We start from the raw sequence: 16,935 nt of genomic DNA on the forward strand, positions 1-16,935 counted from the left end.
GGCGAAGGCCGGGTCAGCCGTTCTGCAGCGCCGGCATCGGCATGAGCAGGTTCATCAGCGCCCGGAACGGGGCCAGGAACAGCAGGGCGCAGGCCAGCTTCACTGCCAGGTCGCCGGCCATCAGGGTCAGCAGCGGCAGACCGGTGCCAGCGAAGGCGATGGTGAAGAAGAGCGCGGTGTCGACCACCGAGCCGAGAGCCGAGCCGATGAAGGGCGCGCGCCACCAGGCGGCGCGGCGCAGCCGGTCGAAGATGTGGATGTCGAGCAGCTGCCCGACCAGGAAGGCGGTGCCGGAGGCGACGGCGATGCGCCAATCCGCCAGCCACAGCGACAGCAGGATCGCGAGCGCGAAGCCGACATAGGCGACCTGGCGGGCGCGGTGCGGACCGAAGAAGCGGTTGGTCAGGTCGGTGACCAGGAAGGTGACCGGATAGGTGAAGGCACCCCAGGTCAGCCAGTCATTGATCGGAAACTGGACCAGGTAGTTCGAGGCGACCACGACGGTGATCATCGCGATCAGCGCCAGGCCCATGCCGCGGGTTTCGGTACGCAAGGCGGTTCTTCCAACAAAAAGCGCCCGCGGCGCAGCCCTCGGCGCCCGGGTCCGATGGGGCTTTTAGCGCAACTCGGTCGGCTTGGCCACCCTTACGCCAGGCATGGTCACGCCAGGCGGGGCCGCAGCATCCGTCCCAACAGGACCAGCACGATGCCGATCCCCAGGAAGATGCCGAAGAGCATGGCAAACAGGCCGGGCAGGAACCAGCGCCCGACGAAGCCGTCGATCGCCGCATCGGCCGGATCAGCGGGGTCGTAGGCGACCGGCACGCGCTGGCCGAGTGCGAAGGAGGTGCTGCGCACGCCGCTGCGGAACTGCGCCGTCGTGCCCTGCCCCGTCGTGTATTCGACCACCGGACCGACGGCGAAATCGACGATCACGCCGTTGGCCTTGGCCTGCCGGCTGCTGTTCATCTCCAGCAGGCCCAGCACTCCGGCGGCAATCAGCCCCAGCAGGCCGAGGCAGACAAAAACCAGACCGACCGTCGGTATAGCCCTGACGCCGGTGACTCGTGCCATCGCCGCCTCCCCCCGTTTCGCTCAGGATCGGGCATAAGCCGGTATTGTGGCAATCTCCGGGACGGTCAGGGCTGGATCAGCAGGAACACGACCGCGCCGGCGCCCAGCAGCAGGAACGGGCTGACCCGGGTGAACAGCAGGGACAGGCAGGAGATGCCGGCCATGGCCCAGGCCAGTACCCCGCCCTCCGCCGCCTGCAGCAGGGTGAAGGAGGCGGCCAGCACCATGCCGGCGGCGACCGGCGCCAGCCCGGTCTCGACCGCCCGCTGCCACGGCGCGCCGCTGTACCGCGCCCACAGCCGCGCCAGGCCGTAGACCAGCAGCGACGATGGCACGAAGATCGCCGCGGTCGCCACCAGCGCCCCGGCCCAGCCGGCAGCCTGCCAGCCGACCAGCGTCACCAGCAGCGACCCCGGCCCCGGCGTCATCCGCGACAGGCCGAACAGGTCGAGGAAGCGGGCGTCGGTCATCCAGCCATAGACGCCGACCGACTGGCGGTGGATGTCGGCGACGATGCTCTGGCCGCCGCCGACGCTGAGGAAGGACAGCGGCACGAAGACGATCAGCAGCCGCAGCAGGATGCTGTCCATCGGCTCAGTCCTTCCGCGGCCGCCAGGCGGCGTAAGCGATGCTGAGCGGCGCCAGCACCGCCATCACCGGCAGCAGCGGCAGGTGCAGCACGCCGACCGCGACGAAGGTGGCGACGATGATCGCAATTGGCACAACCGAGCGGGCAGCCCGGCGTGCGGCGCGGACACCCATCTGCAGCGACAGCCCGACCGCCGCGGCGGCCGCCCCGGCCAGGGCTAGGTGGACGGAGCGGACCTGCGTGACCTCGGCGAAAGCCGCAGCGGCGGCGATGGCGACCAGCATCGCCGGCACCACCATGCCGAGCACGCCGGCCAGCGCCCCCGCCCCGCCGCGCAGGCGGAAGCCGATCCAGAGCGACAGGTTGACGACGTTGACCCCGGGAAAGGCCTGCGCCAGGGCGAGACCGTTGAGGAAGTCGGTCTCGGAGATCCAGCGCCGGTTCTGCACGAACTCCCGCAGCATCCAGCCGCTCAGCCCGCCGCCGAAGCTGGTCAGCCCGATCTTGGCGAAGGCCAGGAAGATCTGCCCCAGCCCCGGCGGACCGGCAGGCGCCGCCATTTCCGCTGCGGTCTCAGCCATGCCGGTCCCCGATTCTCCGCGAGACCTCCACTCAAGCGCAGGCGCGGGTCGGCAACAAGGGGCGCGACAACGCGGCCGATCGGATCGCGATGCCGATCCCCGCCGACGTATCGACAATTGTTGACACGGAGCGGCTCTCAACCAATGTTTATACGGATGTATCTACAATTGGCGCGAGGGTCCGGATGCGGATGACCGTCAAAAAGTGGGGTAACAGCGCCGCTGTGCGCATCCCTGCCGCGATCATGGAGGTCGCCCAGATCTCGATCGACCAGGCGGTGGATGTCCGGCTGGAAAGCGGCCGCATCGTCATCGAGCCGATCCTGGATGATGGCGTTGCCGGTGACGACCTCGACACCCTCCTGGCCGGCGTCACCGACGAGAACCGGCACGACCCGGCCGATTTCGGGCCGGCCGTCGGCAAGGAAGTCTGGTAGATGGCGAAGGCGCCGGCCTATGTCCCCGACCGCGGCGACATCATCTGGATCGATTTCGACCCCCAGGCAGGGCACGAGCAGGCCGGGCACCGCCCAGCCCTGGTCCTCTCCCCAGCCGCCTACAACGTCAAGATCGGTCTGCTGGTCGCCTGCCCGATGATGACCAAGCTGAAGGGCTACCCCTTCGAGGTGCCGGTCGCCGGCGGCGTTCCCAGCGCGGTGCTGGCCGACCAGGTGAAGTCGCTCGACTGGCGGGCGCGTGGCGCGGTGTTCAAGGGCCGAGCCTCCGCCAACGAGGTCACCGAAGTCCGCAAGAAGCTGCGCGCGCTGGTCTGAGCCGCCCTCCCCTCAGCCGAAGGACGCGAATTCCTGCTCGCCGCGATTGAAGCGGGCGAGCTTGGCGAAGAAATCCTCGAGGATCCAGCGTGTGTCGATCGAGTGGTACAGCTTGATCGGCCGGTGGGCGCCGGTGTGGATGTAGTGCATCTGCGGGCTGAACTCCGGCGCCGGCACCCATTCCGAGACCCCGCCATTGGGGTTGAGGATCACCGACAAAGCGGGTGTGTCGCCGAGCGAGCGGTGCTCGATCGGGCCGGGATGGACTTTGCGGTTCCACTCCACCAGCTGGTCGACCAGGTATTTGCCGATCGGGCCCTTGTCGTAGACCCGCTCGTAGAGCTCGGCATAGCCCACCGCCATCATGCGGTAGACGGTCATCGGGATCTGCCAGAGCTGGACCTTCGACCGCATCACCACATTGGCGGCATGGATGTCGTTGGAGAGGTTGTATTCCCGGCCGCCGGTCGGCCAGGGCCCGCCGCCGATCCAGACCACGACGACGTTGCGCTGGTTCAGCCGCGGCTCCAGCAGCAGCGCCGAAGCCATGTCGGTAACCGGCCCGAGGAAGGCGACGTAGAGCGGGCGCGGATCGTCCTTCATCGCCTCCTCGACGATGAGATGGGCGCCGGCGGAGGGCACCGGCGTCCGCTCGTCCGGCAGCGGCCCCTCGGCGCCGTCGGCGACCCGGACCCGGCCGGAGAGATTCATCAACTCCAGAAGCTTGATCACCTCGTCATGGCTGTCCTTGAGGCTGGTCTTCGACTTCAGCGAGCCGAAATGGGCCGGGCTGATGCCGTGCAGGTCCAGGCTCGGCGTCAGCAGCGCATGAACGATGGTGTACTGGTCGTCCGCCTCGTTCTTGGCGTCGGTGTTGAGGATCAGGCGGGCCTTCTTCTCCGGGGGCAGCACGTATCGGTTCCCTTTCGCTGGCGCGCTCACTTCACCGCCCCGGCCATGCCGTGGACGAAGTAGCGCTGGAAGAACAGGTAGAGCAGGAGCAAGGGCGCGATGGTGATCAGTTGGCCGGCCGCGAGCAGGTCGTAGGCGGTCGAGAACTCGGTGCTGAACTGCACCACCCCGAGCGGCAGGGTGCGCTGCGCCTCGGTGCGGATGAAGATCTGGGCCAGGATGAACTCGTTCCAGGTGGCGATGCCGTCGAGGATCAGCAGCGAGACCACGGCCGGGGTGGCCAGCGGCATCACCACTCGCCGGTACACGCCCCACCAGGAGCAGCCGTCGATCCGCGCCGCCTCGATCATCTCGGCCGGGATCGAGCGGAAGAAGCCGCGCAGCACCAGGATGCCCAGCGGCAGGCCGAAGCCGAGATAGAGGAAGAACAGCCCCGGCAGGCTGTCGATCAGGTCGAGGCGCTGGTACAGCAGGGTCAGCGGCACCAGCGTCATCTGCATCGGCACGATCAGGCCGAGCAGGAAGATGGTGAAGACCAGGCTGCCGCCGCGCATCTTCATCTTGGTCAAAGCGAAGGCGGCGAGCGAGCAGATGAAGATCCCGGCCGGGACCTTGAGCACGGTCAGCACCAGCGAGTTCCAGAAATAGGTCTGGATGCCGATCGCCCAGGCCTTGGCGAAGTTGCCGAATTCGAGCGACTGCGGCAGGGCGAAGGCGCCGTTCTGGGCGAAGTCCCCGGCGCTCTTCAGCGCCGTGAACACCAGGATGATCAGCGGCGCGGTCCAGACCATGCCGCCGATGGCGAGCGCGGCGTAGAAGCCGAGCGACCCGAAGCGCAGCCGCAACGGCCGGCCCCGGGCCGCCACGCCGGCGAGGGAGACGGCCGTCATCGGCTGCGCACCATATGGCGGGTGTACGGGATGGCGAAGACCAGGGTCAGCAGGAACAGGATGACGGCGATCGCGGTGCCGAGCCCGACCTCGTTGTGGTTGTAGGTCAGGAAATACATCCAGCTGCCCAGCACCTGGGTACGGTTGGCCGGGCCGCCATAGGTCATGACGTAGATGATGTCGTAGACCTTCAGCGAGTTGATCGCGGTGATCGCGACCACGACCATGGTGGTCTCGCGCAGCAGCGGGAAGGTCACGTACCAGAAGCGCTGGAACCGGCCGGCGCCGTCGATGCGGGCGGCGTCCAGCACCTCCCGGGAGATGGTCTGCAGCCCGGCCAGGAACAGCAGCATCGGCAGGCCGGCATTGTGCCAGGCGGCGGCGGCGAAGACGGAGTAGAGCGAGATCTTGGGGTCGGACAGCCAGTTGCGCTCGAGGCCGGACAGGCCCAGCTCCTCCAGCAACTGGTTCACCAGGCCGAGGCTGGGGTGGTACATCCAGCTCCAGATCAGCCCGACGATGCTCATCGACAGGATCGCCGGGAAGTAGAAGACGCTGCGGAAGAAGGAACTGCCGCGGAACCGGCCCTCGAGCGCCAGAGCCAGGGCCAGGCCGATGCCGGTCGGGACCACCAGCGACAGCAGGCTCCAGATCACGTTGTTCTTCAGTGCGATCCAGAACACCCGGTTGCGGGTGAACAGCTCGACATAGTTGCCGAGCCCGACCCAGAGCTTGTCCGGTGACACGCCGTCCCAGCGGAACAGGCTGAGCCAGCTCGAATACGCCATCGGATAGACCAGCACGATGGCGAAGATCAGCGCCGCCGGGGCCAGGAACAGCCAGGGCGCCAACACCTGGTCGACCAGTTTGCGCGGCAGCCGCCGTCTCGTCTGCAGGCTGGTATCGGCCATGCCGCGGGCCTCCGTTCAGTTGCTGGCGCGGCTCTTGCTGCGCTCGATCGCCTCCTGCACCTGGGCCGCCGCCTCCTCCGGCGACATCAGGTCGAGCAGCACGGAGTCCTGCGCCTCGAAATAGGCGGCGACGACGTCCTGCGGCAGGCCCTGGTCGGTCAGCCGGTAGAAGCCGATCTCGCCCTGGGTCCATGTCGACCATTGCCGCTGGATCGGCAGGTCCTCGGCCGGCAGGATGCCCTTGGTCGCGCTCGGAAAGCCGACCGCCTGCGCCGTGACCGGCGCGACCTCCGGCCGGACGACATAGCTGGCGAACAGCAGCGCGGCCTTGCGGACGTCGTCGGACGCCTTGGCGTTGACCTGGATCTGCGACGGCGACCCCGGCACCCGCTTCGGTGTCCGGTCGGTCGGCAGCGGGAAGGTGCCGTAATCGGCCGGCGACTTGCCCTCGCGCAGGATGCGGGCGGTCTCCAGGCTCGGCGTGTCGAACACCATCGCCGCCTGGTCATTGTAGAGCAGCGGCATGTTGGTGGCCGGGTCGACGGTCAGGAACCCGTCCGGGAAATAGCCCTTGTCGGCCCATTCCTTCAGCTTGGCGAAGGACTGGACGACCGGCTCGGACTCCCAGGTCTCGGTCATGTCCAGCAGCGCGTCATGCCCCTCGGGCCCGGCGTAGTGCTCGAGGAAGAAGTCGAAGAAGCGCATCGTCATCCAGCTGAACTTGCCGCCGATCGAGAACGGCGTGACGCCGTTGGCCTTCAGCGTCTCCGCCACCTTCTCCAGCTCGGCGAAGGACTGGGGCGGCTGCAGCCCGTATTTGTCGAACAGCGCCTTCTTGTAGACGAAGCCGAAGGGCCCGATCTTGTTCGGGATGCCGTAGAGGTCGGCGCCATCGCGGGTGATGTCGAGCGCCGCCGGCGTCACATTGGCCTCGACCCCGAGCGCCGTCAGCAGCTCCGGCGTCAGCTTCAGCGCGTGGCCGGCCCGGTTGTAGGGCGAGGCCAGCGACCCGCCCCAGTTCCACCAGGCATCCGGCAGCTTGCCCGACGACGCGCCCACCCGCAGCGCCTGCTTCAGCTCATCGGTGCCGAATTTGGTGAAATGCACCGTGACGGTCGGGTAATCGGCCTGGAAACGCTCGATCACCAGCGGCCAGTTGTGCGAGGCGAGGCCGAAGAACTCGATCGTGACCGGCTTGGCCGGGGCCTCCTGCGCCCAGGCGGGACCGGCGACGAGAGCCGCCGTGAGCATCGCTGCGCCCGCGACCATGGATCGACGCGTCAGAGCCTGCATGTCGCCCTCCCCCGGCGATTGAGACATTGAGGTCGTTCTTATGTCCGGCGTTCGGCCGCCTGTTGGTTATCGCCATTATGGTGTGCTGGTATGATGAGTCAACCAGCAAAGTCGAGCAAGCCGAGGGCAAAATGAAAAGCCCCGCGGGCTTTCACCGGCGGGGCTTGGAGCAAGGTTCTGCGTGAGGCGTGGGCTAAAGCACCACGTCAGAACTCCTCCACGCTGAGCACGCCGGGCACCGATTTCAGCGCCGCCTTGGCCCGGCCGCCGACGGCGTAGCCGCCGGGCAGCTCGATCTCGACCTCCTCGCTCGGCGACAGCAGCAGCTGCAGGTTGACCTTGCAGCGCCCCTGCCCTTCGCGGTCGAGCAGCCCGTGCAGCGGCTGGATCGCCTGCACCCCGTCGACATAGACGACGAAGCGGGCGGCGCTGCGGGCCAGGGCCTGGTCGATCGGCTCGACCGACAGCGCGGTCAACCGCAACTCCTCGCCGCGGCTCTGGATCTCCACCGCCATGGCCAAGGCGGCGCCGACCTCGAGCAGCTGCCGGGCAGTGGCCAGGGTCTCGGCGAAGAAGGTGACCTCGAACACGCCGCTGGCGTCGGAGAAGGTGCCGAAGCACATGCGGTTGCCGGTCTTGGTCGTCATCTCGCGCTTGGCCATCAGGATGCCGGCAAGACGCAGCTGGGTGTGCCCCATCCGCATCTTCTGGCCGATCTCGGCCGAGCGCACGGAGCCGAGACGCTTGGTGTTGTAGGTGTCGAGCGGATGGGCCGAGAGGTAGAAGCCGACCGCGTCGAACTCCTGCCGCAGCCGCTCCATCGAATCCCAGTCCGGGATGGTCGGCAGCGGCGGCGCGCTCAAGCCCCCGCCGGCCGGGCCGCCGAAAAGGCCGATCTGGCCGCTCTCCCGCTCCGCCGCCATGGTGTGGGCATAGCGCAGCAGCGTCTCGAACGAGGCGACGACACGGGCCCGGTTGCGCTCGATCGAATCGAAGGCGCCGGCGCGGGCCAGGTTCTCCAGCTGACGCTTGTTCATGAGCTTGAGGTCGAGCCGCCTGGCCAGGTCGAACAGGTCCTTGAACGGCCCGCCACGCTCGCGCTCCTGCACCAGGCTGCGCATCGCCTCGGGCCCCACGCCCTTGATTGCGCCGAGGGCGTAGCGGATGGCCTTGTTGCCGTCCGGCAGCGTCTCCACCGCGAACACCGCCTCCGACTTGTTGATGTCGGGGATCAGGAGCTTGATCTTCAGGCGTGTCAGCTCCTGCCGGAAGACGTTCAGTTTGTCGGTGTTGCCGAGGTCGAGCGTCATCGACGCGGCCAGGAACTCGACCGGGTGGTTCGCCTTCAGATAGGCGGTCTGGTAGGCGACGATGGCATAGGCGGCGGCGTGCGACTTGTTGAAGCCGTAGCCGGCGAATTTCTCGACCTGGTCGAAGATGGTGGAGGCCTGGCCCGCCGGCACGCCGCGGGCGACGGCGCCCTCGACGAAGGTGGCCTTCTGGGCATCCATCTCCGCCTTGATCTTCTTGCCCATGGCGCGGCGCAGCAGGTCGGCGCCGCCGAGCGAATAGCCCGCCAGGGTCTGCGCCACCTGCATCACCTGCTCCTGGTAGACCATGATGCCGTAGGTCTCTTCCAGGATCGGCTGCAGCGATGGGTGCAGGTAGTCCGGCGCCTTGGTGCCGTTCTTGACCTCGATGAAGGTCGGGATGTTGTCCATCGGGCCCGGGCGGTACAGCGCCACCAGCGCGATGATGTCGCCGATGCGGTTCGGCTTCATCCGCCGCAGCACGTCGCGCATGCCCGAGCTTTCCAGCTGGAACACGCCGGTCGCCTCCGCCCGGCCGAGCATGGCGTAAGTCGGGCCGTCGTCGAGCGGAATATGCGCCAGGTCGATGTCGACGCCGCTGGCCTTGATCAGGTTCTCGGCCACACGCAGCACGGTCAGCGTCTTCAGGCCGAGGAAGTCGAACTTCACCAGCCCGGCCTGCTCGACATACTTCATGTTGAACTGGGTGGCCGGGATCGGCGAGCGCGGGTCTCGGTACAGCGCCACCAGCTCGTGCAGCGGCCGGTCGCCGATGACGACACCGGCGGCATGGGTCGAGGCGTGCCGGTACAGCCCCTCCAGCTTCATCGCCAGGTCGATCAGGTGGCGCACCGCCGGGTCGTTGTCGCGCTCCTGCTGCAGCGCCGGCTCGCCATCGATCGCCTGGACCAGGGTGACCGGGTTGGCCGGGTTGTTCGGCACCAGCTTGCAGATCCGGTCGACCTGGCCGTAGGGCATCTGCAGCACCCGGCCGACGTCGCGCAGAACGGCGCGGGCCTGCAGCTTACCGAAGGTGATGATCTGCGCGACCCGGTCATGGCCGTATTTGTCGCGGACATAGGTGATCACCTCGTCGCGCCGGTCCTGGCAGAAGTCGATGTCGAAGTCCGGCATCGACACACGCTCGGGGTTCAGGAACCGCTCGAACAGCAGGCCGAAGCGCAGCGGGTCGAGGTCGGTGATGGTCAGCACCCAGGCGACCACCGAGCCGGCGCCGGAGCCACGGCCCGGCCCGACCGGGATGTCGTGCGCCTTGGACCATTTGATGAAGTCCGCGACGATCAGGAAGTAGCCCGGAAACCCCATCTTCTCGATGACGTCGAGCTCGTAGTCGAGCCGGGCGGTGTACTTTTCCCGCACCGCCTCCCGCTCCTCCGCCGTCATCTCCGGCGTGTAGACATGCGCCTCCAGCCGGGCCGCGAGCCCGTCATGGGCCTGGGATCGCAGTTCCTCCGCCTCCGTCCGGCCGGCCTCGCTCGGAAAGGTCGGCAGGATCGGGTTCCGCTTCTTCGGCATCACCGCGCAGCGCCGGGCGATCACCATCGTGTTGTCGACCGCCTCCGGCAGGTCGGCGAAAAGCTGCCGCATCTCCTCGGCCGAGCGGAAGCGGTGGTCGCGCGTTACCCGCCGGCGGTTGGCCTCGACCACATAGGTGCCGTCGGCGATGCACAGCAGGGCGTCATGCGCCTCGTACATATCCTCGCCGGCAAAGAAGCAGTCATTGGTGGCGACGAGCGGCACGTCCTCGGCATAGGCCAAGTCGATCAGGCCGGCCTCGATCCGGTCCTCCTCCTCCATGCCGTGGCGCATCAGCTCGACATAGAGCCGGCCGGGGAACAGCGTCTTCAGATAGCGCAGCGTGGCCAGCGCCCGCTCCGGATGCTCGGCCAGCAGCAGGCGGCCGACCGGGCCCTTCGGCCCGCCGGTCAGGGCGATGACGCCCTCGGTGTGGCCCGCCAGATCCTCCAGCGCCAGCTGCGGCGCCAACCCTTGCTCGGTCTCCAGATAGGCGCGGCTGGTCAGCGCCATCAGGTTCTCGTAGCCGCGTTCGTTCTGGGCCAGCAGCACCAGGCAGTCGGGGTCGGCGATGGCCGGGCCGCCGACGCGGGCGCCCGATTCCGTCTCCGCCCGGGTGATGCTGAGGATGGTGCCGATGATCGGCTGGATGCCGTAATCCTTGGCAGCGAAGGCGAACTCCAGCGCGCCGAACAGGTTGCCGGTGTCGGTGACCGCCACGGCGGGCATCTGCAGCTTCTTGCAGATGCCGACCAGCTCCTTAATCTTGATCGCCCCTTCCGAGAGGGAATAGGCGCTGTGCACGCGCAGATGGACGAAATCGGCGTGTGGCATGCGGCGGCTCTCCGCGGCGACGGACGGGAATGGCCCGACGGAATCGGGCGACGGATATTCATAGCGTATCGGGGAGGCCTTCGTCGTCACTGCGACGAGGTTCGAGCCGCCAGAAGCTCGGGCCGGAGAAGCCTCTCCCCGCGCATCACATGGAGAATGAAGACCCGCTCTCCATCCTCTCGATAGAAGACGCGGCAAGGCGGCTCAACGATCTGCCGAAAGCGTGAATTCGCCAACTCTGGCGGCCTCGGCCCCAGGTCTGGCTGCTCTGCCAGCCTGCCAACATGCCGGAAGACGCGCTTGACAAGCTGCTGCGCCGCCGCCCGATTCTCGATCGCGATATAGTCGGCGATCGCATCCAGATCGCTCAGCGCCGGCTCGGTCCAGACTATTTCAGCCATCGCGCCATGCGCTGCACGGCCTCGTCCTGCGTCAACGTTCGCCCGTCCTCAATCGCCTGCTCGCCACGGGCGATGCCTTCGAGCAACTCCATGCGCTGCTGCAGGGTCTCGAAGGTCTCAACATCCACGAGATAGGCGCTCGGCAGCCCATGCTGGGTAATCAGGATCGGCTCGCGGTCCCGCTCCAGCTCGGCGAGTAGATCGGTGGCCTTGCGCTTGAGGGTCGTTACCAGTTCGGTTCGCATGGAGTGATACTAGAGTATCACTTTCATCCCGGCAAGGCGCTCACTCGTACCGCAGAGCCTCGACCGGATCGAGACGGGCGGCGCGCCAGGCGGGGTAGATCGAGGCCAGCAGCGACAGGGCTAGCGCCATGCCGCAGACCAGCATGACCTCGGCGGCGTCGATCTCGGTCGGTATCCGGGTCAGGGAGTACTGCCGGGGGTCGAAGATCGGCGTGCCGGTGAGCTGCTGCAGCCACTGCCGCAGTGTCTCCAGGCTGTCGGCCAGGGCGATGCCGAGGCCGAGCCCGGCCAGGGTGCCGATCACGCCGATGGTGGCGCCGGCCAGGAAGAAGATGCGCAGGATCGACCCGCGCGAGGCCCCCATGGTGCGCAGGATGGCGATGTCGGCGCCCTTCTCCTTCACCAGCATGATCAGGCTGGAGATGATGTTGAAGGCGGCCACCAGCACGATCAGCGACAGGATCACGAACAGCACGTTGCGCTGCCCGGCGACGATGTCGAGGTAGCCGCTCAGCGCCTGCTTCCAGTCGAAGAAGCGCACGCCGGGGCCGGCGGCCTGCTGCAGGGCCGCAGCGATCTCACCGATCCGGTCCGGGTCGCGGACCATGAGGTCGAGCCGGGACACGCCCTTGAGGCCGAGAAGAGACTGCGCCGCCGGCAGCGGCACCACGGCGACGCCGCTGTCGAACTGGTAGAGGCCGGCATCGAAGATCGCGACCACTGTGAAGGCCCGCGCGGTCGGTCCGGCGGATTGCTCCCCCTGCCCCGCCGCGCCCGGCGCCAGCAGCGTCAGCTTGCCGCCCAGGCCGAGGCCGAGCTTCTCGGCCAGGCCGCGGCCGATCGCCACCACATCGCCGCCGGCGAAGGCGCCGGGCGCCTGCAGCTGCAGGTTCTGCGCGATCAGCGGCCGGGCCAGGAAATCCTCCGGGCTCTCGCCGCGGATCTGGACGCCGGCCGAGGCCTTGCCGGCGCTGGCCAGTGCCTGGCCCTCGACCACCGGCACCACCCGGGTGACGCCGTCGACCCCGCGCAGCCGACCGGCTATCGGCTCATAGTCGGCGATGGCCGGCCCGCCCAGGGGAGCGACGCTGACATGGGCGTTGAGGCCGAGGAACCGGGCCAGCAACTCGGTCTGGAAGCCGTTCATCACCGAGGTGACGGTGATCAGCGTGGCGACGCCGATGATGATGCCCAGCAGCGAGAAGCCGGCGATCAGCGAGACGAAGCCCTGGCCGCGGCGGGCCCGCAGGTAGCGAAAGGCGACGGTGCGTTCGAAGGCGTTGAACATGGGTCTCTCAGGGGCCGGGAGCCGGTGCGAAAGGGTCGGCGATCCGCAACCGGCGCTCGACGATCAGCCCGTGCTGCATGTCCTCCGACCAGAGCGTATCGCAATCGGCCTGAAGCGCCGCGGCAACGATCATGGCGTCGTAGATCGAGAAGCCATATCGCTCAGCCATCGCGAGGCCCGTGTCGTGAAGCGCCGTTGTCAACGGCTCCACCGGCAAGAGGGCACGCACCATCGACAGGAACGCCCGTGTCTCGTCCCACGACAACGTCATCTTCCGGCGCGCCACATTCGCGATTTCGTTCAGCACCTGAACGCTGATCGTGCCGCCTTCGGCAATCAGGCGTTCCGCCCGATCCGCCTTGGCCTGATCCGCGGAGGCGATGTAGAGCAGCACGTTCGAATCGAAGAAGCTACCGGGCATTCGCCTCGTCCCGATCGAACTTGAAATCCTCGGGCAGGCGGCCGCGGAACGCGCGAAGCCGGGCCAGCCATTCCTCCCGCCCGGGCTTGCGCGACACGGCGAACTCCCGCTTGTCCTGGACGTGGATTTCGATGTCGTCGCCTTCCTTCAGATTCAGCGCCTCGACCACGGCGGCGGGCAAGCGGACGGCCAAGCTGTTTCCCCATCTGGCGACCTGCATGGCAACCTCCATCCATATACATTTCTTAAAGTATATCATGGAACGGGCGCCCGCCGTATCTTCAACGCGCCGCCAGCACGCCGTCGCGCATCTCCACCACCCGGTCCATGCGCGCGGCCAGCTCAAGGTTGTGGGTCGCGATCAGGGCGCCGACGCCGGTCGAGCGCACCACCTCGACCAGCATCTCGAACACCGAATCCGAGGTGGTGTGGTCGAGATTGCCGGTCGGCTCGTCGGCGATCAGCACCTTCGGCGCGTTGGCCAGCGCCCGGGCGATGGCGACGCGCTGCTGCTCGCCGCCCGACAGCTGGGCCGGGCGATGCTCCAGCCGGCCGGCCAGGCCGACCCGGGCCAGCAGATCCCGCCCGCGCTGGCGCGCCTCCGAGCGCGAGCGGCCGGCGATCATCTGCGGCAGCACCACATTCTCGATGGCGCTGAACTCCGGCAGCAGGTGATGGAACTGGTAGACGAAGCCGATGGCCGAGCGGCGCAGCGCCGTGCGCGGCCCGTCGCCCAGGCCGTCGCAGCGCTGGCCGGCGATGGTGATGGTGCCGCCATCCGGCTGCTCCAAGAGGCCGGCAATGTGCAGCAGGGTCGACTTGCCGGCGCCGCTGGGACCGACCAGAGCGACGATCTCGCCCCCGGCCAGCGACAGCTCGGCGCCGCGCAGCACGTCGAGCCGGGTCTCGCCCTGGTGGAAGCTGCGGCGGATCCCTTCGAGGCGAAGGACCTCGGCGGCGGAAGACGGCATGGCGTCACTCATAGCGCAGAGCCTCCACCGGATCGAGCCGGGCGGCCCGCCAGGCCGGGAAGATCGAGGCCAGGAAGGTCAGGCCGATGGCGAGAAGGCAGACCGCGACCACCTGTCCCGGGTCGACCAGCGCCGGCAGCGAGGCCAGGAAGCTGAACTCGGCGGCGAAGGTGTCCGGACCTAGAACGCCCTGCAGCCACTCGCGGATGGCGTCGATATTGGCAGCGAGCCCGAGGCCGAGCGCAAGCCCGGCCAGGGTGCCGACCATGCCGATGGTGGCGCCGGCCAGGAAGAAGATACGCAGGATGGCGCCGCGCGAAGCCCCCATGGTGCGCAGGATGGCGATGTCGCCGCCCTTGTCCTTCACCAGCATCACCAGGCTGGAGACGATGTTGAAGGCCGCCACCAGGATGATCAGGGTCAGGATGACGAACATGGCGCTGCGCTCGACCTGCAGTGCCGTGAAGATCGTGGCGTTGGCGTCGCGCCAATCCGACACTTTGAGGTCCGGCCCGGCCAACTCGGCCACCTTCGCCCGCACGGCGTCGAGCCGCTCCGGGTCGGTGGTGAAGATGTCGAGCCCGCCGACCTGATCCTTCATCTGAAACAGCTGCTGCGCCGCTTCCAGCGGCATGTAGACGGTCGCGGCATCGGGCTCCTGCAGCCCGGTCGAGAAGATCGCGGCCACGGTGTAGGTCTTGGCCCGCGGCACCAAACCGAAGGCGGTGCGGTTGAAATGCGGCGTGATCAGCGTCAGCTCGTCGCCCAGGCGGACGCCGAACTGCCCGGCCAGGCCGCTGCCGATGGCGATCCCGTCGGTGCCGGAGAAATCCTCCGGCCGGTCGATCAGGATCGACCGGGCGATCGCCGGACGGCCGAGAAAATCCGCCGGCTCGACACCCTCGACCGCCACCGGCGCGCCCTGAAAGGTGGTGAAGTCGGAATCCCGGCTGACCAGCGCCTGGTCCTCGATCACCGGCGACACCCGCACCACGCCCGGCACCTGCCGCAGCCGGTCGGCGAGCGGGCCGTAGTCCGGCACGCCCGCCCCGGCCGCGGCGCTGACCTTGAGATGGGCGTCGAGGCCGAGCACGCGCTGCACCAGCTGGGCGCGGAAGCCGTTCATCACCGACATGACGATGATCAGCGTCGCCACCCCCAGCAGGATGCCGACGAAGGAGAAGCCGGCAATGACGGAGATGAAGCCCTCCTTCCTGCGAGCCCGCAGGTAACGGAAGGCGACGGTCCGTTCGAAGGCGTTAAACATGGGGTGGAGGGTCAGGTTGCCAGGCCAAGGAGGACGACGCCCCCCTGGCTGTCATGCCCGGGCTTGACCCGGGCATCCAGAAGCTGTCGACATCCTCTGGATTGCCGGGTCAAGCCCGGCAATGACAATTTGGTATTGGTCATTGAGACCGATCCCTCCGGGCCAGCCAAGCCGGCTCAGCCCTTGATCCGCGCCACCACCGCGTCGAGCGGCAGCTCGATCTTCTCGCCGGTGGCCCGGCGCTTGATCTCGGCCACGCGGTTGGCGGCGCCGCGCGGCCCGATCACCACCTGCCAGGGCAGGCCGATCAGGTCCATCTCGGCGAACTTCGCCCCCGCCCGCTCGTCGCGGTCGTCGTAGAGCGGGTCGAGGCCGGCGGCCTGGAAGCGCTGGTACAGGTCCTGGGCCGCCGCGTCGCAGGCGGCGTCGCCCGGCTTCAGGTTGATCAGCCCGACATCGAAGGGCGCCACCGCATCCGGCCAGATGATGCCGGCCTCGTCATGGCTGGCCTCGATGATGGCGCCGGCCAGGCGCGACACGCCGATGCCGTAGCTGCCCATCTCGACCGGCCGCGGCGTGCCGTCCGGCCCGGCCACGGTCGCGCCCATCGGCGCCGAGTATTTGGAGCCGAAATAAAAGATGTGGCCGACTTCGATGCCGCGCCGGGTCTGCAGCTCGGCCGCAGGGACCGGGCAGTTGGCCGGGTCGTGCATCTCGTCCGCCGCGGCGTAGAGGCCGGTGACGCGGTCGACGAAGGCGGCGAGGTCGTCCTCGGGACCGAGCTGACGGGCCTCGGTGTCCAGCTCCAGTAGCCGCGGATCGACATAGACCTGGCTCTCGCCGGTCTCGGCCAGGATCTGGAACTCATGGCTCAGATCGCCGCCGATCGGGCCGGTGTCGGCCTTCACCGGCACCGCCTTCAGCCCCAGCCGGGCGAAGGTGCTGAGATAGCAGACGAAGAACTTGTTGTACGACCGTCGCGCGGATTCGTAATCGATGTCGAAGCTGTAGGCGTCCTTCATCAGGAACTCGCGGCCGCGCATCACGCCGAAGCGGGGGCGCACCTCGTCCCGGAACTTCCACTGGATGTGATACAGCAGCTGCGGCAGCTGCTTGTAGCTCTTGACCGACGAGCGGAAGATGTCGGTGACCATCTCCTCATTGGTCGGCCCGTACAGCATGTCGCGGTCGCTGCGGTCGCGGATCCGCAGCATCTCCTTGCCGTAATCGTCGTAGCGGCCGCTCTCGCGCCACAGATCGGCCGGCTGGATCGTCGGCATCAGGATCTCCTGGCAACCGAAGCGATCCTGCTCCTCGCGCACCACCTGCTCGATCTTCTTCAACACCCGGAAACCCAGCGGCAGCCAAGAATAGATGCCGGCCGCCTGCTGGCGGATCATGCCGGCACGCAGCATCAGCCGGTGCGACACGATCTGCGCCTCGCTGGGATTCTCCTTCAGGGTGGGCAGGAAGAACTGGGACAGGCGCATCGAGCGGGCCTTCGTCTGGAACCGTTGGGACACTTCAGGCGCGCGACTTTAGGGAAGGACCGGCAGCCTGTCCATGCGGGGTTCCGCGGGCCCAGGGCAGCGAACTCAAGTTACAGGTGACAGGGGGGAGAAAGGGTGAATCGCTGGAG

At 67.8% G+C, this 16,935-nt stretch carries 19 protein-coding genes; 2 read left to right on the plus strand and 17 right to left on the minus strand.

Going from position 1 to position 16,935, the window contains the following annotated elements; genetic code table 11:
* Positions 1-13: 13 nt before the first annotated feature.
* The 4 genes from QFZ27_RS27725 to QFZ27_RS27740 all read right to left on the minus strand — a co-directional run bounded on the left by QFZ27_RS27725 (position 14) and on the right by QFZ27_RS27740 (position 2,244).
* Complete coding sequence (locus QFZ27_RS27725; protein ID WP_429229693.1) at positions 14-553, minus strand: queuosine precursor transporter; 540 nt, start codon at positions 551-553, stop codon at positions 14-16.
* Between the two features lie 107 nt (positions 554-660).
* Positions 661-1,074, minus strand: coding sequence for a DUF3592 domain-containing protein (locus QFZ27_RS27730; RefSeq protein WP_429229694.1), 414 nt, complete (start codon positions 1,072-1,074; stop codon positions 661-663).
* Positions 1,075-1,139: 65 nt separating this feature from the next.
* The gene (locus tag QFZ27_RS27735) at positions 1,140-1,664 is read right to left on the minus strand and encodes a chromate transporter (RefSeq protein WP_429229695.1); all 525 of its coding nucleotides are present in this window, start codon (positions 1,662-1,664) and stop codon (positions 1,140-1,142) included.
* 4 nt (positions 1,665-1,668) lie between these two features.
* On the minus strand, positions 1,669-2,244 hold the full coding sequence (locus QFZ27_RS27740; RefSeq protein WP_429229696.1) for a chromate transporter: 576 nt from the start codon (positions 2,242-2,244) through the stop codon (positions 1,669-1,671).
* Positions 2,245-2,435: 191 nt separating this feature from the next.
* On the opposite strand from QFZ27_RS27740, the gene QFZ27_RS27745 reads away from it, so the two are divergent.
* Complete coding sequence (locus QFZ27_RS27745) at positions 2,436-2,681, plus strand: AbrB/MazE/SpoVT family DNA-binding domain-containing protein (RefSeq protein ID WP_429229697.1); 246 nt, start codon at positions 2,436-2,438, stop codon at positions 2,679-2,681.
* Positions 2,682-3,017: an endoribonuclease MazF gene (gene mazF, locus QFZ27_RS27750; protein ID WP_429229698.1), complete on the plus strand. Its 336-nt coding sequence runs from the start codon at positions 2,682-2,684 to the stop codon at positions 3,015-3,017.
* Positions 3,018-3,029: 12 nt separating this feature from the next.
* Here the strand turns inward: mazF and QFZ27_RS27755 are convergent, their stop codons facing one another.
* The 13 genes from QFZ27_RS27755 to proS form a co-directional block, all read right to left on the minus strand.
* Positions 3,030-3,929 (minus strand): nucleoside hydrolase, encoded by a 900-nt coding sequence (locus QFZ27_RS27755; RefSeq protein ID WP_429229699.1) that lies wholly within the window; start codon positions 3,927-3,929, stop codon positions 3,030-3,032.
* A gap of 26 nt (positions 3,930-3,955) precedes the next feature.
* Positions 3,956-4,819, minus strand: coding sequence for a carbohydrate ABC transporter permease (locus QFZ27_RS27760; protein ID WP_429229700.1), 864 nt, complete (start codon positions 4,817-4,819; stop codon positions 3,956-3,958).
* Entirely contained in the window at positions 4,816-5,730 is a 915-nt protein-coding gene (locus tag QFZ27_RS27765; RefSeq protein ID WP_429229701.1) for a carbohydrate ABC transporter permease, read from the minus strand. Before QFZ27_RS27765 ends, QFZ27_RS27760 begins: the two co-directional genes overlap by 4 nt.
* Positions 5,731-5,745: 15 nt before the next feature.
* On the minus strand, positions 5,746-7,023 hold the full coding sequence (locus QFZ27_RS27770) for an ABC transporter substrate-binding protein (protein ID WP_429229702.1): 1,278 nt from the start codon (positions 7,021-7,023) through the stop codon (positions 5,746-5,748).
* Positions 7,024-7,229: 206 nt separating this feature from the next.
* The gene (dnaE, locus tag QFZ27_RS27775; protein WP_429229703.1) at positions 7,230-10,703 is read right to left on the minus strand and encodes a DNA polymerase III subunit alpha; all 3,474 of its coding nucleotides are present in this window, start codon (positions 10,701-10,703) and stop codon (positions 7,230-7,232) included.
* An 86-nt stretch (positions 10,704-10,789) separates the two neighbouring features.
* Positions 10,790-11,104 (minus strand): type II toxin-antitoxin system RelE/ParE family toxin, encoded by a 315-nt coding sequence (locus QFZ27_RS27780; RefSeq protein ID WP_429229704.1) that lies wholly within the window; start codon positions 11,102-11,104, stop codon positions 10,790-10,792.
* The gene (locus tag QFZ27_RS27785; RefSeq protein ID WP_429229705.1) at positions 11,092-11,349 is read right to left on the minus strand and encodes a type II toxin-antitoxin system prevent-host-death family antitoxin; all 258 of its coding nucleotides are present in this window, start codon (positions 11,347-11,349) and stop codon (positions 11,092-11,094) included. The genes QFZ27_RS27780 and QFZ27_RS27785 overlap by 13 nt, the downstream gene beginning before the upstream one ends.
* Positions 11,350-11,389: 40 nt before the next feature.
* Positions 11,390-12,637, minus strand: a complete 1,248-nt coding sequence (locus QFZ27_RS27790; RefSeq protein ID WP_429229706.1) for a lipoprotein-releasing ABC transporter permease subunit — start codon at positions 12,635-12,637, stop codon at positions 11,390-11,392.
* Positions 12,638-12,644: 7 nt separating this feature from the next.
* Positions 12,645-13,058: a PIN domain-containing protein gene (locus tag QFZ27_RS27795; protein ID WP_429229707.1), complete on the minus strand. Its 414-nt coding sequence runs from the start codon at positions 13,056-13,058 to the stop codon at positions 12,645-12,647.
* Complete coding sequence (locus tag QFZ27_RS27800) at positions 13,048-13,278, minus strand: AbrB/MazE/SpoVT family DNA-binding domain-containing protein (protein WP_429229708.1); 231 nt, start codon at positions 13,276-13,278, stop codon at positions 13,048-13,050. Before QFZ27_RS27800 ends, QFZ27_RS27795 begins: the two co-directional genes overlap by 11 nt.
* 61 nt (positions 13,279-13,339) lie before the next feature.
* On the minus strand, positions 13,340-14,029 hold the full coding sequence (locus tag QFZ27_RS27805; RefSeq protein ID WP_429229709.1) for an ABC transporter ATP-binding protein: 690 nt from the start codon (positions 14,027-14,029) through the stop codon (positions 13,340-13,342).
* Between the two features lie 4 nt (positions 14,030-14,033).
* On the minus strand, positions 14,034-15,296 hold the full coding sequence (locus QFZ27_RS27810) for a lipoprotein-releasing ABC transporter permease subunit (protein ID WP_429229710.1): 1,263 nt from the start codon (positions 15,294-15,296) through the stop codon (positions 14,034-14,036).
* Between the two features lie 176 nt (positions 15,297-15,472).
* Positions 15,473-16,786 (minus strand): proline--tRNA ligase, encoded by a 1,314-nt coding sequence (proS, locus tag QFZ27_RS27815; RefSeq protein WP_429229711.1) that lies wholly within the window; start codon positions 16,784-16,786, stop codon positions 15,473-15,475.
* Positions 16,787-16,935: the final 149 nt, after the last annotated feature.

It is taken from the genome of Inquilinus ginsengisoli (genome assembly GCF_050434925.1).
Taxonomy (GTDB): domain Bacteria; phylum Pseudomonadota; class Alphaproteobacteria; order DSM-16000; family Inquilinaceae; genus Inquilinus; species Inquilinus ginsengisoli_B.